A 25,658-nucleotide genomic window follows, 5' to 3' on the forward strand; every position below is an offset into this window, starting at 1 on the left:
GTGAAAAAAAAAGCCGCTGTTGAGCGGCTTTTTTGACAACAAAATGCTAGAACGAGTAGCGGAAGCCGATGTTGTAGCGCGCACCGTATTGGTTTGCACGTAACAGCTGCTCAGAGTAACGAACGTAGGTACGCTGCGTTTCATCTGTTAGGTTTAGACCTTCAACAAACACCGTTAGGTTCTCGTTTACTGCATAGTTCACGTTGATATCCCACTGGCCGTAAGACTCAGTGAAGATTGGTGAAGCATGTTGGTCAAAGCCTGTTAAGAATTCATCACGCCAGTTATAAGAAACACGAGCTGATAAACCGTCTAAATCATAAATAGCAGAGAAGTTAGCTGAATCACTTAAGCCAGGCAGAGCAAATTGATAGCCGATCGCATCTCGGTCTGCTTCAACATCACCGAATACGAAAGTCGCGTTGGCGGCAATACCAAAGCCCGAATCACCAAACATATGTTGTGCTGCCAGCTCCCAACCCCAAAGGTTACCTGTTTCCACATTGGTGTCGCGAGACACATCAAAGATTGTTAGTGGATCAGTGCCAATGCCTGTAATACCTGTTCCTTGCTCAGTTCCTTGATTTTCATTGATTTTATCGTGAATAGCTTGGTCAGAAGGTGTTACTCCTTCTGCAGCTAAGTCTTCACGCGCTTGATCAGCACGCTCGCCAAGGAATGGGTCACGAATATCTCCCATGGTCTCTTGGGTTGTAATGTTAACAATGAAATTCTCAACTTGTTTACGATAGTAACCTGCAGATAGGTAACTGCCTTCGCCATAATAATATTCAAGTGATAAATCTATGTTGTCAGCGACGAATGGTTTCAAGTCAGGGTTACCCACAGCCACTTTACGTTGACCTACTTTTGGGTTACCTAAGAATGAGGTTGTTGAACGCAGTGAATCAACCGGAGGGCGAGCGAGTGTTCGGCTATACGAAAAGCGAGCCATTACATCTTCTGTCACTTCAACATTAATATCTAAGTTTGGTAAAAATTCACTGGTGCTACCTTCACCACTTGCGAAAGCCTGCTCACCAAAGTTATATGACCACTCATTACCATTAACCCAGGTAATACCTGTTGCAGGTTTTTCTAGGCTTTGCGAACTAACATCTGTTTTTTCATAGCGTAAACCGACTGCCATGGTGACATACATATTGTTAAACTCAGTTTCAAAGTTTGCTTGAGTGTAGAATGATAGGGTCTTTTCGCTTACTCGATGATCATTATCAATCGGCCCAGCTTGCACCATACCATTTAATTCAGCAGGCCAGCTACATGCGCCAATGCCGCCATCTGGGTGGTCACAGTCAATGCTTTGGGCAATCGCGACTATCTCATCAAAGTCAGCATCGTAGTAGTAGTTTAATAGCTTATCGTTACCGCCGCCTGAGAAGCCGTCTAATAAACCTGAACTATCAACACGAGTAAACAGGTCATCATTGTACCAATCAGCTGAGTTTAACCACCAACCAGCAGCAAGTTGCTCTGAATAAGCTTGTGTGGTTCTAAAGTCAATTTTGGTATGTGAAACACCAAAATTGATACTTGTAAGGGCGCTATTATTTTCGTTTAACCAAGTCCCTTTTAACTGGTACTGATCAAGATCATTTGTGTTCGTATCTTTATTAACCCCAGCAAATAGCGTTCCCATATCACTTGGCAGAAGCTCTGCTTGGCCATTGGTTAATGTCATATCAATTAGCGGTATTTCGCCTTGGCTAAAATCAGCCATTTTTTCATCGATATTAACAGTCGGGTTTTCACACCATGAACATGAGGTATTACCAATGATCATAAAGGCATCATGACCTAAACCAACCCCCGCGGTTTCTGCTGATGAGTTATGAGCATCAAACTCAATATTTAAAGTATCGGTTACTTGCCAATCAATATTTAAACCAAGTGATTTATTTTCGTTGGTTGTTGCACCCCGGTTGAGGTTCGTTGAGTAATCTCCACCGAACTCGCTAACCTTAGTATACGTCCCATTTTCGTTAATCGTTGCAGAACTAACATTACCCCCGTTGTTAAACCATACACCAAAACTACGGCCGTCTTTTTCAAATTCTAGTTTTGAATAAGTGTAATCAAGGGTTGTCGTTACGCGATCACTCGGTGCGTATTGCAGTACAAGTTGGCCATTGGTACGTTTACGCGAGTTATCGGAGAAAGCGTAGCCCGCATTTTGCGGGTACCAAGTTGTACCGTCTGCACGTTGATTGTTGTCTGTTACACTTAAGTTTGGTGAAGTAGAGAGATCGACATTTGGGATCCAGTTATCAACCGCCATTGATTGCTCGCGGTTATCGCGTTCTTGTACTGAACCTGAGATTAAAATACCAAATTTGTCATCATTAAACGTATTACTGTAAATGCCTGATAATTCTGGTGTTATATCATCACCAGTTTCATTTGATGTATCGTGAACGGCTTTTGCACCGATAGAAGCATGTAAACCAGGATTTGAAAGTGGCTTTGCAGTCGTGATATTAACCGTTGCGCCAATGCCGCCGCTTGGGATGTCGGCACGCGCTGTTTTATACACTTCAACACCGCTTACACTTTCTGTTGCGATGTCACCAAAATCGAATGAACGTCCGCCGGTTGTTGGCATTTGGCGATTGTTTAAGGTCACTAGATTAAACTCAGGACCAAAACCACGCACGGTAATTTTGCTACCTTCACCGTTACTTCGGTCGATAGAGACACCGGTGATACGTTGCAGTGACTCGGCTAGGTTCGTGTCTGGGAACTTACCAATGTCTTCTGAAGTGATTGCATCAACAACACCCGTAGATTGGCGTTTGATGTCCATTGATTTTACAAGGCTACCGCGAATCCCCGATACTTGTATAACTTCAATATCACTTGCTTTGTCGGATTGTTCTTCGGCGACAGCTGAGTGAGGAACTAGCGCGCTTAAACCCATTGCCACAGACAGGCTAATGGCAAGCTGCTTTCTCTTGAATTGTGTGTGGTTCATGCAAATCTCCAGATTTGGTTTTATTTTTGTGTTTGTTGTCTAATGTAAGCGCTTACATTTTGTTGCAAAAAAAATCGCCGAACCCGATTTTTATAAATGTAACCGCTTACAATAAGTTATTAGAAAGTAAAACAATCGTCAATAAAAATAACTTTTATGAACGCAATTAATATGTATGTTCATGTTATTATAGATATTATTTTAGCTATAATTTTATTGTTGTAGTATGAAATGTATCTATTTTTAGCAATAATTGAAAAGGTTGCTCACCGAAAAGCACAATCTAGGAGACCATCATGCGAGCAGTTAAATTTGTAAATGAGTTAGTCACACCAAGTAAAGTGGTTTGTGTTGGCCGAAATTATGCCGCTCATATCGCAGAGCTTAATAATGAAACGCCAACGAGTATGGTGTTATTTATTAAACCCAATAGTGCTTTGTCAGATACGCTTCATGCTACTCATGGTGCTGAACAGTTACATTATGAAACGGAGTTGTGCTTTTTAGTTAAAGATAAACAGCTTGCAGGTGTAGGACTTGGGCTTGACCTAACAAAGCGCCGTTTACAATCCACTTTAAAAGGAAAGGGGCTACCTTGGGAGCGCGCCAAGGCATTTAATGGTGCCGCTCTTTTTAGTGACTTCGTACCATGTAATGATACCAAGCATTATCAGTTTAGTTTACTGATAGATGGTGAGCCTGCTCAGTATGGTGACACACAATTAATGCTCCATAATGCCGAGAAAATCTTATCTGAAATCAGTGAATTTCTGGATCTCGAAGACGGCGATATCATTATGACCGGCACCCCTGAAGGAGTTGGGGAGGTTGAATCTGGTTCAACTTTCCAAGTGGTGCTTATGGACGAACAGAGTGAGGTGTTGTCTCACCAGTGGCTGGCTGTTTGATTGGGTTTAATATCAAGCGCTCATATTGTGACGAAAAATCTGCAAAGTTTTGCTCTAACCATACTCGTTGACTCTGTTGGTAGCGCTCACTGGGTAATACTTTCGTTTTTAATGCATGATTGATTTCAGCGAGTACTTTTTCGGCGTAATTATTTGGAGCACTTGTTGAGCAACCAATCGCGCCAAGCATAATACTTTGCTTTGGATTACTAATGGTTAGCTTTTCTATATATTGTTGATTTTTTTGATTGTAGTAATCAGCAACAAACGGATAATCAATTGTGTAATCAATATAACCATGCTGAAGTTGCGAAAGAATAGCGTAACTCGGATGACTACCTGTGCTACTAAGCGCTGCACTTTCATATAGCTTGGTATTTTTAGCTATTTTTTCAAATTTGCTCCCGAATTTACGAGCATCGTTTTGCCCAAACATAAATCTTGAGTCAGTCAGTAATGAAATTAAAGATACGGGATTACCATGAATTTGAGTTATCTTTTTTGCTTGCTCATGAGTACTCAGTATTGTGAAAGGAGGGTAAACCGTGGTGGGGATTGAGTAAGTCGCACGCTTAGTTTTTTGTTCCCGATGAATCATGCAAGAGTAACACGCCATATGACCTTCATCGAGGTACTTCCCAGCTCTTTTTTGCGGTAGTAATACTTTACTGTGATTAATGTTAGGCAGTGCTTCGATGAGCATATCTGTAATTTCATTACACAGACCACCGTATTGGTTTTTGTCGTTTTTTTCTAGATAAAACGGCTTGCTGTCATTTTCCAGCCAAGTAATTGATAAGGTTTCAGAGGCGTGAGTCAACGGAGCTAAAAATAAGCTTAAAACAGTATAAATTTTTAACTTCATATGCTTACTCATTGAGTACCCGTTTTCAAAATTACTTATGTTAACTATACACTAAAGTATTGAAAATATAACGGGTTGTTAAGTAAATTACTGAATAAGTATTAATTTTTAGGTGTTAATACTTATTCAGTCAGAAGCTTTAAATATCAGAAAGGTTGCGGGTATTGTTTAAACACATTATTGATATCAGTGATAGCTTGTTCTGATAACTCAATTGAAAAAGCAGCTATATTGTCTTGTAGTTGACTCATCGAGGTTGCCCCAATAATCGTTGAACAGACCCCATCAACTTGATTACACCACGCAAGGGCAAGCTGTGCGGGTGTTACACTGTAGGTTTTTGCAATATCCACATAATTTGCAATCGCTTGCTGTGATTGCACTGTGTCTCTGAATAGTCCATTACGTTGTACCAAGGTCCAACGACTTCCTTCTGGGCGATTACCATTTAAGTATTTACCGCTTAGCATACCGCCACCTAGTGGTGACCAAGGCAGGTAAGCAACATCTTCGTGAATACATTGCTCTATTAAATAAGGCCAATCTTTGGCATGCAGTAGGCTAAACTCATTTTGAATAGAAACCATGCGCGGTAGATTATGCTGCTCACTTAAACGCAGGTATTGGCTGATGCCCCAAGGCGTGTCGTCTGATAAACCACAGTGTTTAATTTTACCGGCTTTTACACAGTCATTCAGACCTTCAAGAATATCGAGCATACCCGCTATATTTTGCTCGGTGTCGGCATCTGAAAAACGGACTATACCAGGCCATTGCTTGCCAAAATGTGGCGAAGTACGATTTGGCCAGTGAAGTTGGTATAAATCGATAACATCAGTTTGTAAGCGTTTCAATGACGCATCAACAGCGTCAATCACAGCTTGACGAGTAATGTCGCCGCCATCACGCACCCAAGATAATCCATTGCCTGCAATCTTAGTTGCGATAACAAGGTTATCACGCTTGTTTTTGTTACGAGCTAGCCAATTACCAATAATTTCTTCTGTTTTTCCGTATGTGTCGAGTGAGGGGGGGACGGCATACATTTCTGCTGTATCGATAAAGTTAACCCCTTTATCTAGCGCGTAAGCAATTTGTTCGTCGGCATCAGCTTGGTTATTTTGCATGCCCCATGTCATGCTACCTAGGCAGACACGAGAAACATCAATACCACTTCGGCCAAGTGGACTATAAAGCATATTAGTTCCTTGTTAATCGTGAGAATGGGCTTTGAGTGCAGTTAATAGCTCATCGCTTAACTGGGCTTTTTTACCCGTTTTAAAATTAAACATAACGACTTGTGATGAGCCAATGGTGGTGACAGCGTCTTGGCTTTCACTAAATACAGTGTAATGCATCATAAAACGATCGTGTTCAATGTCACTAATCTTTACGCCAACATGAACTGTATCAGGAAATGTCACTGGGCGTTTATAGCGGGCGTTGTTTTCGCTGATCACAGGGCCTACACCTGTTACTTGTAAATCTTTAAGAAAACCTAGTTGGGTAAAAAAGTCGATCCGAGCTGTTTCGAAATAACGAAAATAGACCACATTATTGACATGTTGCAGGGCATCCATTTCACCCCAAGCGACATTAATTTTTGTTCTGATAGGATGTTGTTCTATAAACGATTGCATAGTAAATCTTCATTAATTGGAGAAAACTTAGGTTAGCAATATGCTGCTTTTAGCTCAAGGAAATTAGAAATTTCAGCAAATTGTGCTACTTTTAATAGTTCACGCTTACGTAAAGTGTGGCTCATATAGAAGACACAATAAAGGATTTTATTATGCAGCAAACAACAGTGAGGATAATAAAGTGGATAGCCTTGTTCATCGTACTAGCGCTTGCTTTACTCTGCTATAGTATGGGCACAATGTCAGGTTTTATCGCTATAATTGTGGTCGGTTTTTTACTTGAAGGCGCATTTTGGTTATTTGGCTATCGATTATTTAACCGTAAAAAAGCGTCTGAGCACTCAAGTCAAACCTCATAACTTGCACAATTAGGCAGATTACATAATAATGACTGTATAAATAAACAGTTGTTATATGCCTGATGAAAAAATTCATTCACATTGATATGGATTGCTTTTATGCAGCCGTTGAGATGCGTGATAACCCCGCTTTGGCAAGTGTGCCGTTAGCAATTGGCGGTAATAGTCGTCGTGGGGTGCTTTCTACAGCTAACTATATTGCTCGCCAGTATGGTGTGCGTTCGGCAATGTCTAACTACCATGCCAAACAATTATGCCCTGATCTGGTCATTGTGCCTGGGCGAATGCATGTTTACAAAGAAATCTCCACACAGATACGCGCTATTTTTGCTAAATATACCGACCTAATTGAGCCCTTATCACTTGATGAAGCTTATCTTGATGTAACTGACAGCACCGCTTGTAAAGGCAGTGCTACGCTTATGGCACAGCAAATCCGTCAAGAAATCTATGATACGACAGGCCTGACTGCATCAGCTGGCGTTGCGCCAATTAAGTTTATTGCCAAAATCGCCAGCGATGAAAACAAGCCTAATGGCCAGTTTGTCGTGTTACCTGAGCAAGTCGATGACTTTTTGGCACAATTGCCGCTGGGTAAAATCCCAGGTGTGGGCAAGGTGACTTTAGAAAAGCTGCAACTTAAGGGGCTCTATACTGGGGCTGATGTGTGTGCTAAGGGTGTTAACTGGATGCAGCAGCATGTTGGAAATTTTGGCGTTTCTCTATATCAAAAATGTGCGGGTGAATACATTGGTAAGGTATCCACAGAGCGAGTGCGTAAATCACTGAGTGTTGAGCATACCTATGAGTACAATAAAACTAATTTGGATGAATGTTTAAGCCAATTACCCTCCTTAATGGATGAATTAACGCGCCGCCTTGATAAACAACAATTAAATAACCGTATCAACAAATTATCGGTGAAGGTGAAGTTTGCGAACTTTGTAGTAACCAGTGCTGATCAAAGTCATCACCAATTAGATAAAAGCATATTTTCAGAACTTTTAAGTAAAGCGTATGAGCGAGGCAAAGACCAACCAGTGCGTTTATTGGGAATAGGGGTTGGAATAAAGAGTCAATCTCATGAGCATTTTCAGCTTAGTATATTAGACTAAAGGTTAACACCTTGGTGGTTGAAATTTTGATAGTGTTTGGTGGGGTGCTGAATCTTTCTATACACCTCCTTAAGACAACATTATAACTAAATAAGAGAGATGACTATGCAATCGGTCGTGATCGTGCTGCTCGGAATAATCGGTATGTTGTTCGGATGGTTTTTCTATTCGAAATTCATCGCCGAGAAGATTTTCAAAATGGATGATAATTTTGTCACACCCGCTCATGAACTTGAAGATGGTGTTGACTATGTGCCTACAAACAAGGTTGTGTTGTGGGGCCATCATTTTACTTCAGTGGCAGGTGCTGCGCCGATAGTCGGCCCAGCGATTGCTGTATACTGGGGCTGGGTACCTGCTGTACTTTGGGTTGTATTTGGTACTATTTTCTTCGCTGGTGTGCATGACATGGGCGCTTTGTGGGCCAGTGCCCGCAATAAAGGCAAGTCGATGGGGGCACTGTCTGAGACGGTAATAGGCAAACGCACCCGTGCGTTATTTATGATTGTGGTATTTTTAGTACTGCTAATGGTCAACGCTGTATTTGGCGTTGTTATTGCCAAGTCATTTGTATCACAACCAAATGCTGTTTTTCCTGCTTGGGCTGCCATTGTTGTTGCTTTAGTTATTGGTCAGTTATTAAGACGTAAAGTGTCTTTAATCCCACTTTGCTTTGTTGGTGTGGGGATACTTTATTACACCATTTATCTAGGAAGCGGAATGCCAATTGCTTTACCTGACGAAATGTTTGGTTTAAGCGCAAATGCGAACTGGATTATTATTTTATTCATTTATGCTGCTATCGCTTCACTTCTACCTGTATGGATGCTGCTGCAACCACGCGACTTTATTAATGGTATGCAATTACTGGTTGGTTTAGTCCTGCTATATGGTGCGGTATTTATTTCTATGCCAGATATCACAGCACCTGCTTTTAATACCCAAACTGCGGTGGATACGCCAAGTATTATTCCGTTGCTATTTGTTACTATTGCCTGTGGTGCGGTGTCTGGTTTCCACGGTATCGTGTCATCGGGTACCAGCTCTAAACAGCTAAATAAAGAGACCGATGGCCGTTTTGTTGGTTATTTAGGTGCCGTGGGCGAAGGCATGCTAGCGTTGATTACCCTAGTTGCGGTAAGTGGTGTTGCGCTTGCTGTTTCGCCTGAAGAGTGGCATGAAATTTACAGTCATTTAGGGGCTGGTAGTGTCAGTGCATTTATTAATGGCGGTGCTAACTTAATTGAAAGCGGCTGGGGCTTGTCAAACGAGATAGCTTCAACATTACTTGCCGTGATGGTTGTGTTATTCGCTGGTACAACGATGGATTCGGGTGTGCGTCTGCAGCGTTATATTATCCAAGAATGGGGTGATATTTATAACATCAGTATTATTCGCAATGGTGTGATTGCAACTTTAATTGCTGTGCTGTGTTGCTTACTGCTAGCTTTTGGTGCTGGTGGTGCTGATGGCAGTGGCGGTATGATTATTTGGCCTCTATTTGGTTCTACTAACCAGATCCTTGCAAGCTTAACGTTACTGGTTATTTCGGTGATGTTAATTAAAGCGAACCGTCCTGCAAAATATACACTGATCCCGATGAGCTTTGTGCTAGTGATGGCGTTTTTTGCTGGCGTAATCAAACTGGGTGAATACTATCAGCAAGGTAACTGGCTGTTAGTTACTCTTGATGTTTTAGTGCTTGTAATTAGCGTTTTGGTGATGTTAGAAGCGTGGTCTGTGATCGTTAAGCATCGTAACGATAATAAGCAAGTTACAGAGCAGTAAACTTAGCTTGCCAGCCATAAAGCAGCTTAATTTGCTTGGCTGGCAATAGCTGACCAAATCAATGATAATACGGTCCTATGTTTCTAACAGCAGGACCTTTTTTATGGCATACCCTCATGCAATTTCAGCACCTCAGATTGCTGATGCAGATCACGATGCATTAATTATTATCAGTGATGACTTTTCTTCTTTAGCTGATCAAAATTTAAGTCAAGCAATTACTACACATCAAGCTGTTGATGCACGTATTGGTAAGCAAGTTACGTTACTTGTGATTGATTCTAAACGTGTAATTTTAGCACCGACAGGTCCACTTAATCGCGACTATGACGATGTACGTCGTTATTTTGATGCTGCAAAGCAAGGTATATTAGAAGCCAAAACATCAGGTAGCACTAAACCAGCTTTGTACTTACCACAAGCAAGCCAAGATGGGCGTTATCAACATGCACTTGAAGTGGCTTTTTTAGGTGCATGTCAGGCATTGTGGCAACCGCTTGAAGCGCGAGAATTTCATGGGCAATCCATTGAGCCTATTAGTCAAATTAGTCTTATTGGCGCAAATGAGCAAACAACGAAAGCTGTGAATGCGATTGCAGCGGGTCAATACGCTGCGCGTGATTTATGTGGTACGGAGCCTGAGCGCATGGCACCACCACGTTTTGCAGATTACTGTGTTGAGTTATTTGCAGGCAGCAAGGTATCTGTTGAGGTGATTTCAGATATCAACACTATCGATAAAGATTACCCAATGATGAGCACGGTAGCACGTGCTTCTTACGCTGTTGAGCGCCATCACCCACGCGTTGTGAAACTAGAATATGTACCTGAAGGCGACGTTGAGCGTACCTTGATGTTTGTTGGTAAAGGTTTAGTTTACGATACCGGTGGTGCAGACCTTAAAGTTGGTGGCTTTATGGCAGGTATGAGCCGCGATAAAGGCGGTGCTGCTTCGGTAGCTGGCTTTATGAAGTCAGTGGCAGACTATGCTCCAAAAGGGGTAAAAGTGATTGCTTATTTAGCCGTGGTTCGTAATTCGATTGGTTCTGATTGCTTTGTTCCAGATGAAATCATTACAAGTCGTGAAGGTGTGCGTGTGCGTATTGGCAATACGGATGCAGAGGGGCGTTTAGCAATGGGTGACTTACTAAGTGAAATGAAAGACCGCGCATTAAACGAAGTAAACCCTGAGCTATTCACTGTGGCAACTCTAACTGGTCACGCAGCACGAGCCATGGGTCCTTACAGCGCTTATGTTGAAAATGGCCCCGCACGTCAGGCTAATATTTCACGTAAACTTGCTGATTTAGGCGACTTATGGGCCGATGCTGCAGAGGTTTCTCGTAGCCGCCGTGAAGATTATGACTTTATTAAGCCGCGCACGTTAGCTGATGATGTATTATCAAGTAATAATGCAGCTTCTGCAGTGACTGCACGTGGTCACCAATTTCCAATGGCGTTCTTGGCGATTGTTGGTGGCTTAGATAAGCATGGCACTGAATCAGCGCAACCATTACCGTATGTGCACATGGATATTGCGGGCAGTGGTGTAGAAGGCGGTGACTGGCAACACGGCAAGCCAACCGCTGCAACAGTTAGCAGCTTATTTGCACGTTATTGTTTGTAAGTTATTAGATTAAGAAAAAACCCGCATCATGCGGGTTTTTTTGTCGTTAGTCGAGCTTGAAGCGGTTTACAACATCATTTAATGCTTGGGAGCTTTGCTTTAAGTTTTCACTGTCACTTGATAATCCTTGAGTATTTGATAAGGATTGCTCGGTGGACTGTGAAAGTTCATTGATTCGTAAATTTACCTCATCTGCTGCGCTTGTTTGTTGCTCTGTGGCGCGTGCTATCTGGCTATTCATGTCTTTAATTACACTCACTAAGCGCTCAATTTCTGTCAACGATGCGTTCGCTTCACTCGCTTGTAGTACGGTATCGCTTGAAAGCTGTTGACTTGCTGATACTGCATCAACAGCGGCTTGAGCACCGATTTGTAATTTACTGATCATAGCTTGAATTTCATCAGTGCTCTTGCCGGTGCGGCTAGCAAGGGTGCGCACTTCATCAGCGACAACCGCAAAGCCGCGGCCTTGTTCACCAGCTCGAGCTGCTTCTATAGCTGCGTTCAACGCCAGTAGATTAGTTTGCTCGGCGATACTGCGTATCACATCAAGTACAGAGCCTATATTGTTACTTTCGGCTGCAAGGTCTGCGGTCGCTTGACTGACTTGCTCAATATTATGCGACAGTGTTTCTATAGCTGTGATGGTTTTATTTAACACTTGCTTGCCATTTTCAGCGTTATGGGATGCTTCATTGGCTGCATGTTCAGCTTGTTCGGCATTTTGACTGACATCGTGGATTTGGTGTGTCATTTGCTCCATTGCTGTAGCCACTTGAGTTGAACTGTCATTTTGAAGTTCTATAAATGACAGGTTGGTTTTACTGGCATCATCGACATTGTGAGCGAATTGGTTCACCTGTTGTGCATTATGTGCAACATGCTTGAGCGATTCACGCATTTTAGCGGTGTAAAGATTGAAGTAGCGCGATAACCGTGACACTTCATCATTGCCATTTTCATCAAGTTGCTGAGTTAAGTCGCCTTCTCCTTGGGAAATATCTTTCATCATGTTAGCGGCAAGCTGCGTTGGTCGTAAAATGCTATTTGCAATGAGATAACTGAGCGCAGTTAACAGGGCGATAATGATCACGGCAGTGATAATGACGTGGTTTCGCAGTGAAGCAAATGCCTCTTCAATGGTATCGATATAGACACCTGAGCCAACAATCCACTGCCACTTAGCAAAGCCTTTAACATAGGCAATTTTATCGACGGGCTGATCTTTCCCAGGCTTTGGCCACTTGTAAGGGATAAATCCTTCACCTTGCTTTTTGACAATATTGACCATATCGACAAATAACAGTACGCCATCAGGATCTTTACTGCCCGCAAGTGATTTACCATTTAGTTCTGGTTTAAATGGATGCATCACCATGACGGGTTGGTAGTCATTTATCCAAAAATAATTGTTATTGTCGTACCGTAGTGCAGAAATAGTTTGTAAGGCAGCTTGTTTTGCTTGCTCTTCGCTGAGCTTTCCTTCTTTAAAAAGTGCATAGTTATGTTCAATAATACTATGAGCTGATTCAACTAAGTTTTGGGTTTTGATGTATTGTTCTTGTTCTAAAGATTCATATTGTTGCGTTAAGCTTGATATGCTTAAAAAGATAAGACCAATCACTACTACGCTCACCAACATGGCAAGACGTTGTAAAATAGTAAAGCGGCGTAAATAATTCATGTATATTCCTTCGTCATGCTCATAGGAGCAATGTATTAAGCGTAGCTAAAATAGGTCGAAAATCTAGTTAACTAGTAGAATATATTGAGACAAAAAAAAGGCTGATTTTACAATCAGCCTTTAGTCTAAGTTATCGAAATTAAACTAGATTACTCAACGTTAAAGTGTCGGTTGAAGAAACTTGTGATAGTTTGGTGTAAGTGCGTTTGTACGCTCTTGCCACGTAAACTGTGTTTTGAGCCAGGGTAAGTCATCATTTCGAACTGCTTTTCTTGATCTTGCAGTTGTTTGAACAACTTAGTGGCGTGAGTGAATAACACGTTGTCATCGGCCATACCGTGGTAAATCATCAACGGGCCTTTTAAGCCTTCAGCATAGGGGAATACGGCACTTGCTTCGTAGCCTTTTGCGTTGCTAGCAGGGTGACCGACATAACGCTCAGTGTAGTGCGTATCGTACAGTGCCCAATCAGTTACTGGCGCACCAGAAACACCGGCTTTGAAGTAGTCGCCCGCTTTAAACATCGTCATAAGCGCCATGTAACCACCGTAGCTGTGGCCATAAATACCAATACGCTCAGGGTCAACGTAATCAAGAGTACGTAAGAACTCGACACCTTTGATTTGGTCTGCAACTTCAGCAACACCTAAGTGCTTATAAATCACGTCTTCAAACTTTTTACCACGGTTGTATGAACCACGGTTGTCAAGTTGGAAAATAACATAGCCTTGTTGCGCCATATACTGGAAGTACAAGTTTTTGCTGCGCCAGCTATTAGTGACACGTTGCGCGTGAGGACCCCCATATACATTTACAATGACAGGGTGTTTTTTACCATCTTGATAATTTGTTGGCTTGAACAAACGATAATGCATAGTCTGTCCATCTTCAGCCGTTAATGTACCGTATTCTGGGGTGATTAAATCAGCGAGATAAGGCGTTAATGGGTGTGACTTATCTAACTTGTTTTCTTCAAGCCAGGTGATGAAATCACCATTGATTTTACGTAACGCAGCAGAGCCTGGTTTGTTAACTGATGAGCTGTTATCGATAAAAGTTTTGTTATCTTTTGCAATGACCACATTGTGGTATGCACCAAGTTCAGTTACGCGCTTAATTTCGCCTTTTTTGAATAGCGGTACGCTGTAAAGGTGGCTTTCAAGTGCTGTGTCTTTACGGCCAGCAAAATAAACGATGCCTTTTTTCTCATCAATCCCTTTTAAGCTATCAACAACCCAATCACCTTGTGTGATTTGGCGGATCATTTCACCGTTTGTGCGATATAAATATAGGTGTTTAAAGCCATCACGTTCAGATGCCCATACAAAGTGCTTTTTATCATTTAAGAACTCAAGATCAAAGTGTAGGTTTATCCACGTTTTGCTTGTTTCTGTTAATGCGACTTTTTGTTTTTTACTATCGCTATTATAAAAACGCAGCTCTAAATTGTGTTGTGAACGGTCTTGCCACTGATATGACAAAGTTTTGTTGTCTTTTAACCACTTAGCTCGCGCGATGTAGATGTCTTTATCTTCACCTAAATCAATCCAGTCAGTTTTTTGATTGTTGATATTTACTACGCCAAGTTTTATTTCAACATTATCAGTGCCAGTGAACGGATAGCGTTGATTAAAAAGCTTTACTTCATCTGCGTAAATTTCGTTACGAATGGCTTCTTTTACAGGGCTTTCATCAACACGGGTATAGGCAATTTTTGCTTCATCACCTGACCACCAGTAGCCCGTCATTCGGCCCATTTCTTCTTGTGCAACAAATTCAGCCATGCCGTTTTTAATTACGCCACCGCCATCGTTACTTAATTGAATTTCTTTACCTGTTTTTAAATTAAGTGCGTAAAGATTTTGCTCACGGATAAAAGATACATAATGCCCTTTTGGTGAGAAACGTGCATCGGTTTCAAATGCGTCAGTGTCCGTTAACTTGCGGCTTTTAGCTGAGGCAAGTTCGTAGTAGTAAAGATCACCATTAAGTGGAAAAAGGAGTGCCTTTCCATCTTTTGACCATTTGTATTCTAAAATGCCTTTACCAAAAATACGCTGACGCTCACGACGTGCTTTTTCTTCATCAGATAAATTTTCTGGGCCTGAAAATAATGCTGCGGAGTCAACCAGTAGACGATTTTTGTTATCTTTTAGATTGTATTCCCATAAATCGTAGCGGTTATAGTCATCTGTTTTACCTTGTAGGTAAGTAACTCGACTTCCATCAGGTGAAAACTTTAACTGTACCGGCGCTTTACCTGCTAGGCTTGGATCATCAAAAATACGTTCTAGGGTGAGTTGTTCTGCGTTTACATTAAATACCGTTGCAACCATTGGCAGGGCAAGTGAGAGATGTTTAATTTTTTTTAGCACAAGGGTACCTTTGCTCGAATAAAAACTGCCACGATGTTAATGGTAAGCTTAGGCAACTGCAACTAAATGCTATAAAGTAGCAGGGGTACAACTTAGATTTAAGGATTTTTGATGGAAAATACCTACTCGCCGTTTTCGCTGGCCAAAGAACTACAACGCGACTGTATCGAACTTGCTGATTGGCCACTGTGTAAAGTATTGCTGATGAATGACAGCCAATATCCATGGTTTATTTTAGTGCCTAGAGAGGCGGGTGTTAAAGAGATCATTGACCTGTCTGAACAGCAACAAATTATGTTACTTCAAGAATCTGCTAAGTTAAGCAAGCTGCTTCAACAGGTATTTAGTCCTGATAAGCTGAATGTTGCTGCACTGGGTAACATGGTACCGCAATTACATATTCATCATATTGCGCGTTTTAAAAGCGATGCCGCATGGCCCGCACCTGTATGGGGAAAGTTACCTGCTATACCTTATAGCGATGAGCAAATTTCAGCACTTAAAGCGCATTTTTAATATTCGTGCTAGAGTAAAATTTATTTTTCAGAATGCCAAAAGGAGGGAGTAAGAAGTGAAGAGATTAATGCTTTCAGTACTTTTTATTTTTAGCTCCTTTTCGTGTTTTGCTAAAAGTTATTACTTTGTAGGGAGCCATTTCCCCGCAATTTTGGAGCCTAATCCCCAAGGAGATGCTACCGGACTGGGTGCTGATATTGTTCATGAAATATGTCGGCGTTTAGGGCATACCGTAATTATCGATGTGATGCCATTGAAGCGAGCGTTGAAAATGGTTGAGCAAGGGAAGGCTGATGCGATTATTGGACCCTACAAGTCGCTGCTTCGCGAGCAATATATTCTGTACAGTGAACTGCCTTTCTATGAGGATCCTATTGTATTTTATACTAAACCGAGTAACTCAGTTACCTGGCTTGGCAACTTCGCTAGTTTAAAAAAAGACGTAATAGGTGTAATTCGAGGTTGGGATTACGGTCAAGAGTTTAAGCGTTATGAATCGAGTTTGTCACTCTCTGAGGTGGCGAGTGTGCAAGCAAGCTTTTTACAGTTAATGTACGATAGAGTTGATCTGCTTCTGGCTCATCCACGTGCGGCAAAGCCTGTAATAGAAAGATTAGGGATTGCTGAGGACGTTATTATGCTTTCGCCCTTGCTAACTGTTAATCAAGGCTATTTTGGTTTTTCTAAACAACGAGAGTTAGGTCGTTTTATTGATGAGTTTAACCGAGAGTTTCATAACATGTTGATAAGTGGCGATATCGTAAAGTTAAACAACAAGTATGGACTCAGTTTTGTTGCTCATTAATAAGCTTCAAATAATAAAAAACGCTGCCACTGGCAGCGTTTTTAACTTCAAAAATAACTGGTTTAGTTTAAACCTAATACGTCTTTACCTTGCTTGAAGGTTACATCAACAGGGATGTTTGCTTGGCTTAGCTTTTCTAAATCTTTAGCAAGCTCAGCTTTAATCTCACCATGGGTTGCGATTAACTGATCAACTTTTTGGTAATCACCGTCACCTTGAATCGTTAAGATTAAGCGCGAAAGTTTTTCCATTGCTTGACTCATTTTCTCCATGTTAACGCGGTATAAGCCGTCCGCATTTTTAGAAAACGCACCTTCTTCAGCAAAGAAGTTAAAGCGGATCATATTTGCTTTACCATGGGCACTTGATGCACCAAAACGCACCGAGCGGAAGATACCAGCCATAAAGGTGATGTAATAATCTTCTAATGTACCGTCAGTGATTTCGCCTTTTTTAAGTAGTTGTTCAACCATGTAAAGCCCTAGGATATCTGCTTTACCTTCTTCAAGGGCACTGGCATGCTCTTGTAGTGATTGGCGAACAGTCCCTTTACCTGTAAGGGTGTTTTTAATGCCTAAACCATGGGCTACTTCGTGGAACATGGTGTTAGCAAAAAATGCATCAAAGGTGATGTGCTTACGTTGCTCAGGAACGATTAACTGCTCTGAAATTGGCACTAAGATTTTATCGAACTTAGCGCGCATTGCATTTTTCAGCTGTAAGCGACGTGTGCCTTTTTCTAATTGAACTTGCTCGTCATTTGGCAGGTTGATGGCAATTGTTTTACTGCCCGCATTTGAGTGGCCAGCATAGTACACAACATCATAAGCATTTAGGTCTGCATCTGAGCCGGGTACTTCTTGCTTATACTTGTCTGCAACAGGTAAGCCTTTTTGCAACTCAGGTAGGAAAGCAGCAAACTTAGCTAAGCGCTCGCTCCAAGCAAGGTCTTTAATAAGTACATAAGATTCATAGGCGGCGCGATAACCAAATAGCTGATCTTCGTAAGTTTCGATAGGACCAATAACAACATCAATTGGGTTATTTTTCATATCCATCCACGCAAAGTCAGATGGTTGGAAATCATCACTTACTAGCGCATCAGCACGCATACTTAAGTAGTTTGCAAATTCTTTGTCGTCAGCAAGTTTACTTGCTTCACGTAATAAGTTCGCTGCTTTTTCAAGCTCTTGTGCATATTCTACAGAGTATGCAACGCTATAAAGTTTGCCATTTTCATCACGCTTAATTACAGAATAAAGGCCTGTTTTGTCTTCAACATTTGCGCTATTTAATTCTTCTTTAGTGATATCGCTTGGATAAAAACCTGCGCCAAGTGGCTTTTCTTCGTAGCCAGATAAAAATACTTTATCGCCATTTAAACGATCCCAAGGGCCGTAGTTGATATCTGCAAATTTCTGAACTTTTTCATCATTTATTTTTGCTAAAAATGCGTCTTTGTTTTCACCAAATGCTTGATGCCAAAATAGTTGATCCATGATTTTTGATGCATCAATTAGCTTACCAACCATTTGTTTTTGATTGTCACTTAAGTGGCTTAAGTCTGATGTAAGTGTAAAGTCTGTATAAATATCTAAACGACTCTTGTCAGCATTGATAAGTTGAGGATTATTTTCTTCAGTAATTTGCTTTGTTTGTTGTGCTGTAGGCTTAGTTTGAGAAGTGGTTGCTTGCTCATTAGAGCATGCGCCAAGAAAAACAGCACCTGATAAGATAAGTGCTTGGCTAATTTTATTTAATGTCATTTTTTTGCCCGTTAGAAAGAGAGAATCATTACGTTTAAAACAGAACGTCTTCGCATTAAAGCAAATCTGACATATATATGGCAAGTTTACTGCGCTAGAAGCAATATTTATTTATCAGGTAGTGACTTAAAAATAAAAAAATATAATTTCTGTGTTTTTCTTAACTTTAGCGCTAACTTAGATAATACTAAAACTATAATTAATCTAAGAATGTCAGTCATTAGTTTGCGTTATTTGCAAGTGGCTAATTCAAGAGGATGGCACGTATATGTCAACAGAGAATGCTTTACTGACCATTTTGGTCGACAGAATAAATAATGACACGTTAGTGTTACCTACCTTACCGGAAGTTGCTGTCAAAGTGAGACAAGCGGCGGACGATCCGAATGTAAATTTAATGCAGATGGCGGATGTCATTGCACATGATCCAGCTTTATCGGCAAGAATGATTAAAGTGGCCAACAGTGCATTTATGGGACGCTCAGTGAAGGTCACAAATTTACATCAAGCGGTAACTCGTATTGGTTTAAGGCAAATTAAGAATATTGCTACGGCAATGGCCATGGAGCAGCTTTTTGTTTCACATAATGAGTTAATTAAGGGTTATATGGATAAAGCATGGCAAAAGACGCTTAAAGTTGCCTGCCATTCAATTACCTTAATGGATTTCTTTTTACATATGAATAAGCACACTTCATTGAACCGAGATACCATTACACTCGCTTCATTGGTTTATAACATTGGCGTGCTACCCATTCTTACTGAAGCTGAAAAACACCCCGAAGTATTTGCAAATCCTAGCTTTCTTGCCCATGCCATTCAAAAGCTAGGGGGGAAGGTTGGCGGTGCTATCATGCGAGCATGGGGTTTCACTGATGAATTTGTTGAAGTTGCTGAAAGCTGGGCAAATCCTAATTACCGCCCTGAGCATATTTGTTATGTGGATTTTATCCGTATAGGTGCGATTCTGGAGGGAATTTTACAAGTTTCAGATAAGTCGGCCGCGTTGCAAATGTATGTTGATAAAGGGGTCATTGAGTCTCTTGATATGTTCAATACTGATGAGTACCACAATATGCTCAATGAGGTTAAGGCCGTTTTTACTGACTAATACCATACAGGGTATAATCTTTATCTACGCAGTATGAAATAACAAAAAAGTGCGATGTTTATCGCACTTTTTTGTGTCACGCACTGTTATAAATCGTCAGCGTCACCAAGCCCTTGTGTTAGCTCTTCTAACATTTGTTTGATCTCTTCTGATGCGAGGATAAAGTCTGCATCGAGCTTGACTGCCATATCTTCTTTAGGAATGTCAGCGTTTTCTTCTTTTAATGTTTCTGAGTAGTTCATGCGTTTGATTGAACCATCATTTTGCAGCATAAACTTAACGCGCTCTTGCCAATCTAGCGCCAGCTTAGTTACACGCTTGCCATTTTCTAGATGCGATTTTACTTCATCACATGAAAGGTCATGACCTTTTAGTTTTACCTGAGCTCCGCTGTCATCAGCTTCTTCAAGCTCGGCATCATTGCCGATAGCAAACCCGTCAGGTGCACTGAACTTAGTGAGCCAATCTGTTAAAAATACATCAAGGTCATAATTCGCAAATGCAGGAACAACAGGCAGTGTGCCAAGTGATTTACGAAGTAGGGCTAGTAGCTCTTCTGCTTTATTAAAGCTTGCGCTGTTTACGATTACCCAGCCATTTTTTTGATCGATAAAGGCAAACTGTAGGCTCGATTTTTTAAATGCTTGAGGAAGTAGCGTATGTAGAATATTTTCTTTTAATTCGTCTTTTTCTTTTTTCTTAACAGGGCGATTTTCTTCGGCTTCAATTTGTTCTACTTTTTCAATTACAAGTTCGTTGATTACGGCCGCCGGTAGTACTTTTTCTTCACGCTTAGCGCACACTAAAATACTGTCTTGAGAAAAATGAGAAAGTGTTTGGCCATGTTTGCCAAATGCTTTTGTCCAACCAAACGTTGATAGCTCTTGGCCTGTACATGAACGAAATAGGTCTTGCTCTAGGGCTTTGTCGAAATCTTCTTGGTTATATGAGACGTCTTGTTTAAAGCGGTAACAGATAAGGTTACTAAACCACATAATTAGGCTAATCCTTTCAATAAATTTGCCCAATCATAACAATAAAAAAGTGATGCCGAAATGAATGATTTCGGCATCATGGCGTTTTGCTTACGAGTTGAACATTGAAAGCGGTTTCGGCATGTTTTTTGGAAAGCTTATGTGGTAGTGCAAGCCTTTACCAGGTTCACTATTGACTTCAATATCACCACTAAGCGTTTGTTTCACTAGATTAAAGGTGATATGTGTGCCTAAGCCGCTGCCGCCTTGGTCGCGTTTGGTGGTAAAAAATGGGTCAAAAAGTTTTTCTAACTGCTCTTTGGTAACGCCATTACCGTTATCTTTAAAGTCGATGATCACTTCATCTTCTTCGTCTTTAATAATGATATCAATAAGGCCATTTTCGATGCCCTCGAAGCCGTGGATCAGCGAGTTCATAATAAGGTTGGTGAAAATTTGACTAATAGCGCCAGCCGGTAAGTTAAGGGTTAAATCTTCAGGACAATCAAGGTTAATATGATGCGATGTTTTCTTTAACTTAGGGTGTAACGAGCGAATAACTTCCCCTAAATATTCTTTAAAGTTAATGGTTCGCACCGCTTCGCTAGCTTGGTCTACTGCAATTTGTTTAAAACTTGCAACCAACTCTGAAGCGCGGTCAAGGTTACTGGTGAGTAAGCTTGTACTTTGTTTCGCATCATTAATAAACTCTTCAAGTGCTTTTGGCGACAGGGTTTTGTCTTTGTAAGCGGCTTCTATTTGGTCCAACCGCTCCTGTAAAAATGAGGTTGCAGTTACACCAATACCAATCGGTGTGTTTACATCATGCGTAATACCCGCGACTAAGCCACCTAGTGCAGCCATTTTCTCTGAGCCGACAAGGCGCTCTTGTGCCATGTTTAGCTCATCAAGGTAACGTTGTAATTCTGTTTGCTTGGTAATTAATTCTTGTTCGGTTTGTTTACGTAAATCGATTTCTTCTGTAAGGGTTAGTTTTTGTTTTTCTAACTCATATTTTTGCTGTTGCAAGTCCATCATAGCTTGGCTGAGGTTGGATGTTTTACGTGCGACTTCTTGCTCTAATTGCAGATTTTGTTGGTCGAGTTTTTCGTTGCTTATGAGCAGTTCTTTTTGGGTATGTTCGAGCTCTTCTCTGTACAACACCACTTTATCTATTAAGCGATTGAATGACTCTTCCATCACTTTTAACTCGTTATGCTCACTCGTTTCGATTTCGATGTGACGACCTTCTAAGTCATTGAGCTCAAGGTCTTCAATTTGTTCGGTGAGTTGTGCAAGTGGCTCGGTAAGTTGTTTTCTAAAGGCTATTAAAAATAAAATGATCAAAAACGTGGTTTTGATCATCGCATTACCAATCAAGAAATAAATTGAAATCATAATACGGCTAAAGACAACTTCGCGGCTTGAAAATAGGGTGACATCACCGACTTGGGTTGCTCTGCCTGAAAACTCAAAAATAAGCGGGAAAGTATAACCAAATAAGCCCGAAGGGGTGTCCTCGATAATGGCTTCTTCTTGCACTAGTTGTTGACTGTATAATTCGTGTATATCTAGAGAGCGCCCAAGTTGGGATAATATTTCACCGCTATCATCACGAACAATAATACCTTCAATCATTGGAATGGCGAGTAATCCCTCGGCCGTGGTAATTGTTTGTTTGGTGTTTAACTCCCAAATGGCGCGGGTTAAGCTTCGGCTAAATGTTTTTTGTAAGGTGGTTAATTCGTCACGTATATAGTCTTTAGTATTAACGTATTCAGCAATGACCTGCCCACACGTAACTACAAACGTTAATAAAAAGTAGACCGAGAGTACGCTGGTTAATAATTTTTTTGACAGGCTTTTTTGTAGCATGGAATATCCATAGCTCCTTGGTGACAATTGTAATACATTCAGCTAGTTCTAAAGTTAGCTAATAAATGATTAAAAATAAATAAATATATCCTTTTTTGAAGAAACATTTATAAATTGTTACTAAATATTGAAAAAACTTAGCCTTACTGCACTTTAAAAAGTGTGTTATAAATTTACTTCATCTTTTACTTTAGCCTTTTTGAATGTTGTATTTGCTACAGCAAAGATTTTTATCTCATGAATAGTTCTAATTTCACAGTACTTGTCTGCGATGACTCAAACGTTGCTAGGAAACAAGTTGTTAGGTGCTTAGGTGATTGCATCAGTGCTGATATTCATCAAGCCAAGAATGGCAAAGAAGCACTTACTTTTTTACGAGAGCAGAGCTTTGATTTGCTGTGCTTGGATTTAACTATGCCAGAAGTCGATGGCGTAACTGTACTCGAAACCATCAAAGCTGAAAAAATAGAGTGTTTTGTATTAGTTATTTCGGCTGATATTCAAGTTGAAATGAAACAACGAGTTGCAAAACTAGGTGCTATCGACTTTATCGACAAGCCGATAGATATTGCCCGCTTAAAAGCGACCTTGCATAAATTTGGTATTCATTAGTGTTTCTTATAACCTAAATGCATAATTTATCTTCAAGTAAAGGGTTGACAGCCTAGCTAGTAATAGGGCAGTCTAAAGGCTATGAAAACATTTAATCACGCAACGACCATTATTATTACAACCATCATCCTTACGGGATAGTGGCATAGGTCGGTGCAACAAATATAAAGGCCTGTGTTCACTAGAACACAGGCCTTTTTTCGTTTATGGGATGAGGAAACATAAATAATGCGAGTATTAAAATTTGGCGGGTCGTCCTTGGCTGACTTCGCGTGTTTGCAACAGGTAGCTCAGTTAGTCAAAGAAGAATTACGTGATGAAATGTTGTTAGTGCTATCAGCACCAGGTGGTATGACAGATTCTCTGGTAGCGTTAGCAAGTGCAGCAGAACATGGGCAAGATTTTAGTGAGTTATGGCAAGCACTGGTTGAACGCTGTGAACAATTAAAAGCTGCTGTTGAAGCTGATTTTGGTCAGGTAGCAAATTGGCCAGACTTGAACGAGCTTAAGAATAAACTAGATGGTGTTGCACTTTTAAAATGCTGCCCAGACCAAGTACGTGCTTATGTAATCAGTTTTGGTGAGCGCGTTAGTGTTGCCTTGATGGAATGTATGCTTAAAGAGAGCAATGCTCGCTACCTCGAAGCAACGGCGTGTATAGCTTCTGTAGGTGGTTACATTGATGCTGAAGCTGACTTAGCAGCAAGTAAACTACGTTTTCAAGAAGCATTGAAAGCGGCGCCAAGTACTATTTATATCATGCCAGGTTTCACAGCATCTAATGAGCAAGGGGAGCTTACAACACTTGGCCGTAATGGTTCAGATTACTCAGCTGCGATTGCAGCAGCGTGTTTAGAAGCTGATGTGTGTCAAATCTGGACTGATGTAGACGGTGTGTACAATGCTGACCCGCGCTATATCAAAAAAGCCTCTAAGGTTGATTCGCTTTCATATAAAGAAGCGATGGAACTATCGTATTTTGGTGCGAAAGTGTTGCACCCAAAAACGATTTTACCTTGTGCTAAAGCAGGTGTGCCGTGCGAGATTAAAAATACTCATAACCCACGTGCAGAAGGTTCTGTGATCAGTAACGACAGTGTGTCGAGCGATCCTGTTAAAGCGCTATCAAGTTTACAAAACCTCGCTATGTTAACGGTGTCAGGCCCAGGTATGAAAGGCAAAGTGGGCATGGCGTCAAAAGTATTTAATGCACTGGCTCATGACAATGTTTCAATTGTGTTAATCACTCAATCTTCATGTGAATTTAGCATCAGTTTCTGTGTGCATGAGAGTGACCTATCACTTGCCCTTGAAGCATTACAAACAGCTTTCGAATTAGAATCACAAGCTGGTTTAATTGAGCCAGTACAAGTACAGCGTAATCTTGCTATTGTCACTTTAGTGGGTGACAACATGCGTGCTCATAAAGGTTTAGCTGCTAAGTTTTTTGCTTCATTGGCACAAGCGCAGGTTAACATTGTTGCTATTGCACAAGACTCAACAGAAAGCGCCATTTCAGCCGTTATCGATGGTGAGCTATGCAACGACGCAGTAAAAGTGTGCCATGAGAACTTCTTTACGCATATTCCTTCAATCGATGTGTTTCTACTTGGCTGTGGCTTAGTTGGTCAAGAGCTTATTCAGCAGTTAGAGCGCCAACAAGCATGGCTTGAAAAACGCAACATTAAGCTGAACCTATACGGTGTTGCTAACTCAAGACAGCTATATCTAGATAGCGAAGGCATTGCTTTTGATGGCTGGCAAGAAAAACTAGCGAGCTCAGAGCAAGCATTTGATTTAAATCTGGTTGAGCAATTTGTTAAACAAAATCACTTAATCAACCCTGTGATCGTAGATTGTAGCTCAGCCGATAAACTTGCTGCGCAATATGTTGATTTCTTAAATGCAGGCTTCCATGTCGTTGCGGCGAATAAAAAAGCCAATACTAGCTCGTATGCTTACTACCAAGATTTAGTGGCAGCAACACAAAAGAATAATCGTAAGTTTTTATATGAAACAAACGTAGGTGCAGGCCTACCGGTTCTTGATAATCTGAAATCGCTATTTGGTGCGGGTGATGAGCTTATTAAGTTCAGCGGTATCTTATCGGGTTCATTATCGTATATGTTTGGTGCGCTACAAGATGGTTTATCACTTAGCGAAGCAACGTTAAAAGCAAAAGAAAGTGGATTTACAGAGCCAGATCCGCGTGATGATTTATCAGGCACTGATGTTGCCCGAAAACTACTGATTATTGCTCGTGAATCAGGTCTTGAGTTAGAACTAAGCGATATTGAAGTAGAATCTGTTTTACCAAAAGGGTTTGCAGAAGATGATTCTGTAGCCGATTTTATGGCAAAACTACCATCACTTGATGCGCAGTTTAACGACCGCATTCAAAGTGCAGCAAGTGAAGGTAAAGTACTTCGTTATGTGGGCACTATTGAAAACGGTCAATGTAAAGTAGGCATTGAAGCCGTAGATAGTAGCCATGCTTTATACGATATCCGTGACGGTGAAAATGCACTGGCAATCTTAAGTCAATATTATCAACCACGCCCGTTTGTGATTCGTGGTTATGGCGCAGGTGCTGAAGTAACGGCCGCAGGCGTATTTGCTGATATCTTAAAAACGTTAACGCGCTAG

19 protein-coding genes are annotated in these 25,658 nt (G+C 41.0%); 10 read left to right on the forward strand and 9 right to left on the reverse strand.

The features are described from left to right. Nucleotides 1–46: 46 nt before the first annotated feature. Nucleotides 47–2,992 (reverse strand): TonB-dependent receptor, encoded by a 2,946-nt coding sequence (locus PAARA_RS16925; RefSeq protein WP_062570175.1) that lies wholly within the window; start codon nt 2,990–2,992, stop codon nt 47–49. Nucleotides 2,993–3,288: 296 nt separating this feature from the next. On the opposite strand from PAARA_RS16925, the gene PAARA_RS16930 reads away from it, so the two are divergent. Then, nucleotides 3,289–3,900 carry a fumarylacetoacetate hydrolase family protein gene (locus PAARA_RS16930; RefSeq protein ID WP_062570176.1) on the forward strand — a complete coding sequence of 204 codons (612 nt, stop codon included), beginning with the start codon at nt 3,289–3,291 and terminating at the stop codon, nt 3,898–3,900. On the opposite strand, the gene PAARA_RS16935 is transcribed toward PAARA_RS16930, so the two are convergent. From PAARA_RS16935 to PAARA_RS16945, 3 genes are all read right to left on the reverse strand, one after another. Further along, the gene (locus PAARA_RS16935; RefSeq protein WP_157066226.1) at nt 3,851–4,765 is read right to left on the reverse strand and encodes an ABC transporter substrate-binding protein; all 915 of its coding nucleotides are present in this window, start codon (nt 4,763–4,765) and stop codon (nt 3,851–3,853) included. The two genes, PAARA_RS16930 and PAARA_RS16935, sit on opposite strands and share 50 nt — an antisense overlap. A 146-nt stretch (nt 4,766–4,911) precedes the next feature. Next, on the reverse strand, nt 4,912–5,964 hold the full coding sequence (locus PAARA_RS16940) for an aldo/keto reductase (RefSeq protein WP_062570178.1): 1,053 nt from the start codon (nt 5,962–5,964) through the stop codon (nt 4,912–4,914). 12 nt (nt 5,965–5,976) lie between these two features. Next, the gene (locus PAARA_RS16945) at nt 5,977–6,405 is read right to left on the reverse strand and encodes an acyl-CoA thioesterase (protein ID WP_062570179.1); all 429 of its coding nucleotides are present in this window, start codon (nt 6,403–6,405) and stop codon (nt 5,977–5,979) included. 152 nt (nt 6,406–6,557) lie between these two features. On the opposite strand from PAARA_RS16945, the gene PAARA_RS16950 reads away from it, so the two are divergent. The 4 genes from PAARA_RS16950 to PAARA_RS16965 all read left to right on the forward strand — a co-directional run bounded on the left by PAARA_RS16950 (nt 6,558) and on the right by PAARA_RS16965 (nt 11,294). After that, nucleotides 6,558–6,764, forward strand: coding sequence for a hypothetical protein (locus PAARA_RS16950; protein WP_062570180.1), 207 nt, complete (start codon nt 6,558–6,560; stop codon nt 6,762–6,764). A gap of 62 nt (nt 6,765–6,826) precedes the next feature. Then, on the forward strand, nt 6,827–7,879 hold the full coding sequence (gene dinB, locus PAARA_RS16955; protein WP_062570181.1) for a DNA polymerase IV: 1,053 nt from the start codon (nt 6,827–6,829) through the stop codon (nt 7,877–7,879). A 105-nt stretch (nt 7,880–7,984) separates the two neighbouring features. After that, on the forward strand, nt 7,985–9,667 hold the full coding sequence (locus PAARA_RS16960) for a carbon starvation CstA family protein (RefSeq protein WP_062570182.1): 1,683 nt from the start codon (nt 7,985–7,987) through the stop codon (nt 9,665–9,667). A gap of 103 nt (nt 9,668–9,770) precedes the next feature. Beyond that, entirely contained in the window at nt 9,771–11,294 is a 1,524-nt protein-coding gene (locus tag PAARA_RS16965) for a M17 family metallopeptidase (protein WP_062570183.1), read from the forward strand. A 46-nt stretch (nt 11,295–11,340) separates the two neighbouring features. Here PAARA_RS16965 and PAARA_RS16970 read toward each other — a convergent pair whose 3' ends face one another. Together PAARA_RS16970 and PAARA_RS16975 are read right to left on the reverse strand one after the other, a co-directional pair. Next, complete coding sequence (locus tag PAARA_RS16970) at nt 11,341–12,978, reverse strand: methyl-accepting chemotaxis protein (RefSeq protein WP_062570184.1); 1,638 nt, start codon at nt 12,976–12,978, stop codon at nt 11,341–11,343. Nucleotides 12,979–13,127: 149 nt separating this feature from the next. Further along, complete coding sequence (locus PAARA_RS16975; RefSeq protein WP_062570185.1) at nt 13,128–15,353, reverse strand: S9 family peptidase; 2,226 nt, start codon at nt 15,351–15,353, stop codon at nt 13,128–13,130. Between the two features lie 111 nt (nt 15,354–15,464). Between PAARA_RS16975 and PAARA_RS16980 the strand changes: the two genes are divergently transcribed. Both PAARA_RS16980 and PAARA_RS16985 read left to right on the forward strand, forming a co-directional pair. After that, nucleotides 15,465–15,869, forward strand: coding sequence for an HIT domain-containing protein (locus PAARA_RS16980; RefSeq protein ID WP_062570186.1), 405 nt, complete (start codon nt 15,465–15,467; stop codon nt 15,867–15,869). A 55-nt stretch (nt 15,870–15,924) separates the two neighbouring features. Continuing rightward, the gene (locus PAARA_RS16985) at nt 15,925–16,674 is read left to right on the forward strand and encodes a substrate-binding periplasmic protein (protein WP_157066227.1); all 750 of its coding nucleotides are present in this window, start codon (nt 15,925–15,927) and stop codon (nt 16,672–16,674) included. A 62-nt stretch (nt 16,675–16,736) separates the two neighbouring features. On the opposite strand, the gene PAARA_RS16990 is transcribed toward PAARA_RS16985, so the two are convergent. After that, nucleotides 16,737–18,440 (reverse strand): dipeptidyl-peptidase 3 family protein, encoded by a 1,704-nt coding sequence (locus PAARA_RS16990; RefSeq protein ID WP_062570188.1) that lies wholly within the window; start codon nt 18,438–18,440, stop codon nt 16,737–16,739. Between the two features lie 268 nt (nt 18,441–18,708). Between PAARA_RS16990 and PAARA_RS16995 the strand changes: the two genes are divergently transcribed. Beyond that, complete coding sequence (locus PAARA_RS16995; protein ID WP_062570189.1) at nt 18,709–19,551, forward strand: HDOD domain-containing protein; 843 nt, start codon at nt 18,709–18,711, stop codon at nt 19,549–19,551. Between the two features lie 86 nt (nt 19,552–19,637). On the opposite strand, the gene rdgC is transcribed toward PAARA_RS16995, so the two are convergent. Both rdgC and PAARA_RS17005 read right to left on the reverse strand, forming a co-directional pair. Next, complete coding sequence (gene rdgC / locus PAARA_RS17000) at nt 19,638–20,546, reverse strand: recombination-associated protein RdgC (protein WP_062570190.1); 909 nt, start codon at nt 20,544–20,546, stop codon at nt 19,638–19,640. 90 nt (nt 20,547–20,636) lie between these two features. Next, nucleotides 20,637–22,400: a sensor histidine kinase gene (locus PAARA_RS17005; protein ID WP_062570191.1), complete on the reverse strand. Its 1,764-nt coding sequence runs from the start codon at nt 22,398–22,400 to the stop codon at nt 20,637–20,639. Nucleotides 22,401–22,637: 237 nt separating this feature from the next. Here PAARA_RS17005 and PAARA_RS17010 point away from each other — a divergent pair, with 237 nt between their 5' ends. Then, nucleotides 22,638–23,012: a response regulator gene (locus PAARA_RS17010; protein ID WP_062570192.1), complete on the forward strand. Its 375-nt coding sequence runs from the start codon at nt 22,638–22,640 to the stop codon at nt 23,010–23,012. Between the two features lie 228 nt (nt 23,013–23,240). Then, the gene (gene thrA, locus PAARA_RS17015) at nt 23,241–25,658 is read left to right on the forward strand and encodes a bifunctional aspartate kinase/homoserine dehydrogenase I (RefSeq protein WP_062570193.1); all 2,418 of its coding nucleotides are present in this window, start codon (nt 23,241–23,243) and stop codon (nt 25,656–25,658) included.

The sequence above is a fragment of the Pseudoalteromonas arabiensis genome, assembly GCF_001550155.1.
Lineage (GTDB): Bacteria > Pseudomonadota > Gammaproteobacteria > Enterobacterales > Alteromonadaceae > Pseudoalteromonas > Pseudoalteromonas arabiensis.

Bases quoted from the DNA above. Each gene is read 5' to 3' on its own strand.
- PAARA_RS16925 (WP_062570175.1), bottom strand. From the start codon at position 2,992: ATGAACCACACACAATTCAAGAGAAAGCAGCTTGCCATTAGCCTGTCT.
- PAARA_RS16930 (WP_062570176.1), top strand. From the start codon at position 3,289: ATGCGAGCAGTTAAATTTGTAAATGAGTTAGTCACACCAAGTAAAGTG.
- PAARA_RS16935 (WP_157066226.1), bottom strand. From the start codon at position 4,765: ATGAAGTTAAAAATTTATACTGTTTTAAGCTTATTTTTAGCTCCGTTG.
- PAARA_RS16940 (WP_062570178.1), bottom strand. From the start codon at position 5,964: ATGCTTTATAGTCCACTTGGCCGAAGTGGTATTGATGTTTCTCGTGTC.
- PAARA_RS16945 (WP_062570179.1), bottom strand. From the start codon at position 6,405: ATGCAATCGTTTATAGAACAACATCCTATCAGAACAAAAATTAATGTC.
- PAARA_RS16950 (WP_062570180.1), top strand. From the start codon at position 6,558: ATGCAGCAAACAACAGTGAGGATAATAAAGTGGATAGCCTTGTTCATC.
- dinB (WP_062570181.1), top strand. From the start codon at position 6,827: ATGAAAAAATTCATTCACATTGATATGGATTGCTTTTATGCAGCCGTT.
- PAARA_RS16960 (WP_062570182.1), top strand. From the start codon at position 7,985: ATGCAATCGGTCGTGATCGTGCTGCTCGGAATAATCGGTATGTTGTTC.
- PAARA_RS16965 (WP_062570183.1), top strand. From the start codon at position 9,771: ATGGCATACCCTCATGCAATTTCAGCACCTCAGATTGCTGATGCAGAT.
- PAARA_RS16970 (WP_062570184.1), bottom strand. From the start codon at position 12,978: ATGAATTATTTACGCCGCTTTACTATTTTACAACGTCTTGCCATGTTG.
- PAARA_RS16980 (WP_062570186.1), top strand. From the start codon at position 15,465: ATGGAAAATACCTACTCGCCGTTTTCGCTGGCCAAAGAACTACAACGC.
- PAARA_RS16990 (WP_062570188.1), bottom strand. From the start codon at position 18,440: ATGACATTAAATAAAATTAGCCAAGCACTTATCTTATCAGGTGCTGTT.
- PAARA_RS16995 (WP_062570189.1), top strand. From the start codon at position 18,709: ATGTCAACAGAGAATGCTTTACTGACCATTTTGGTCGACAGAATAAAT.
- rdgC (WP_062570190.1), bottom strand. From the start codon at position 20,546: ATGTGGTTTAGTAACCTTATCTGTTACCGCTTTAAACAAGACGTCTCA.
- PAARA_RS17005 (WP_062570191.1), bottom strand. From the start codon at position 22,400: ATGCTACAAAAAAGCCTGTCAAAAAAATTATTAACCAGCGTACTCTCG.
- PAARA_RS17010 (WP_062570192.1), top strand. From the start codon at position 22,638: ATGAATAGTTCTAATTTCACAGTACTTGTCTGCGATGACTCAAACGTT.
- thrA (WP_062570193.1), top strand. From the start codon at position 23,241: ATGCGAGTATTAAAATTTGGCGGGTCGTCCTTGGCTGACTTCGCGTGT.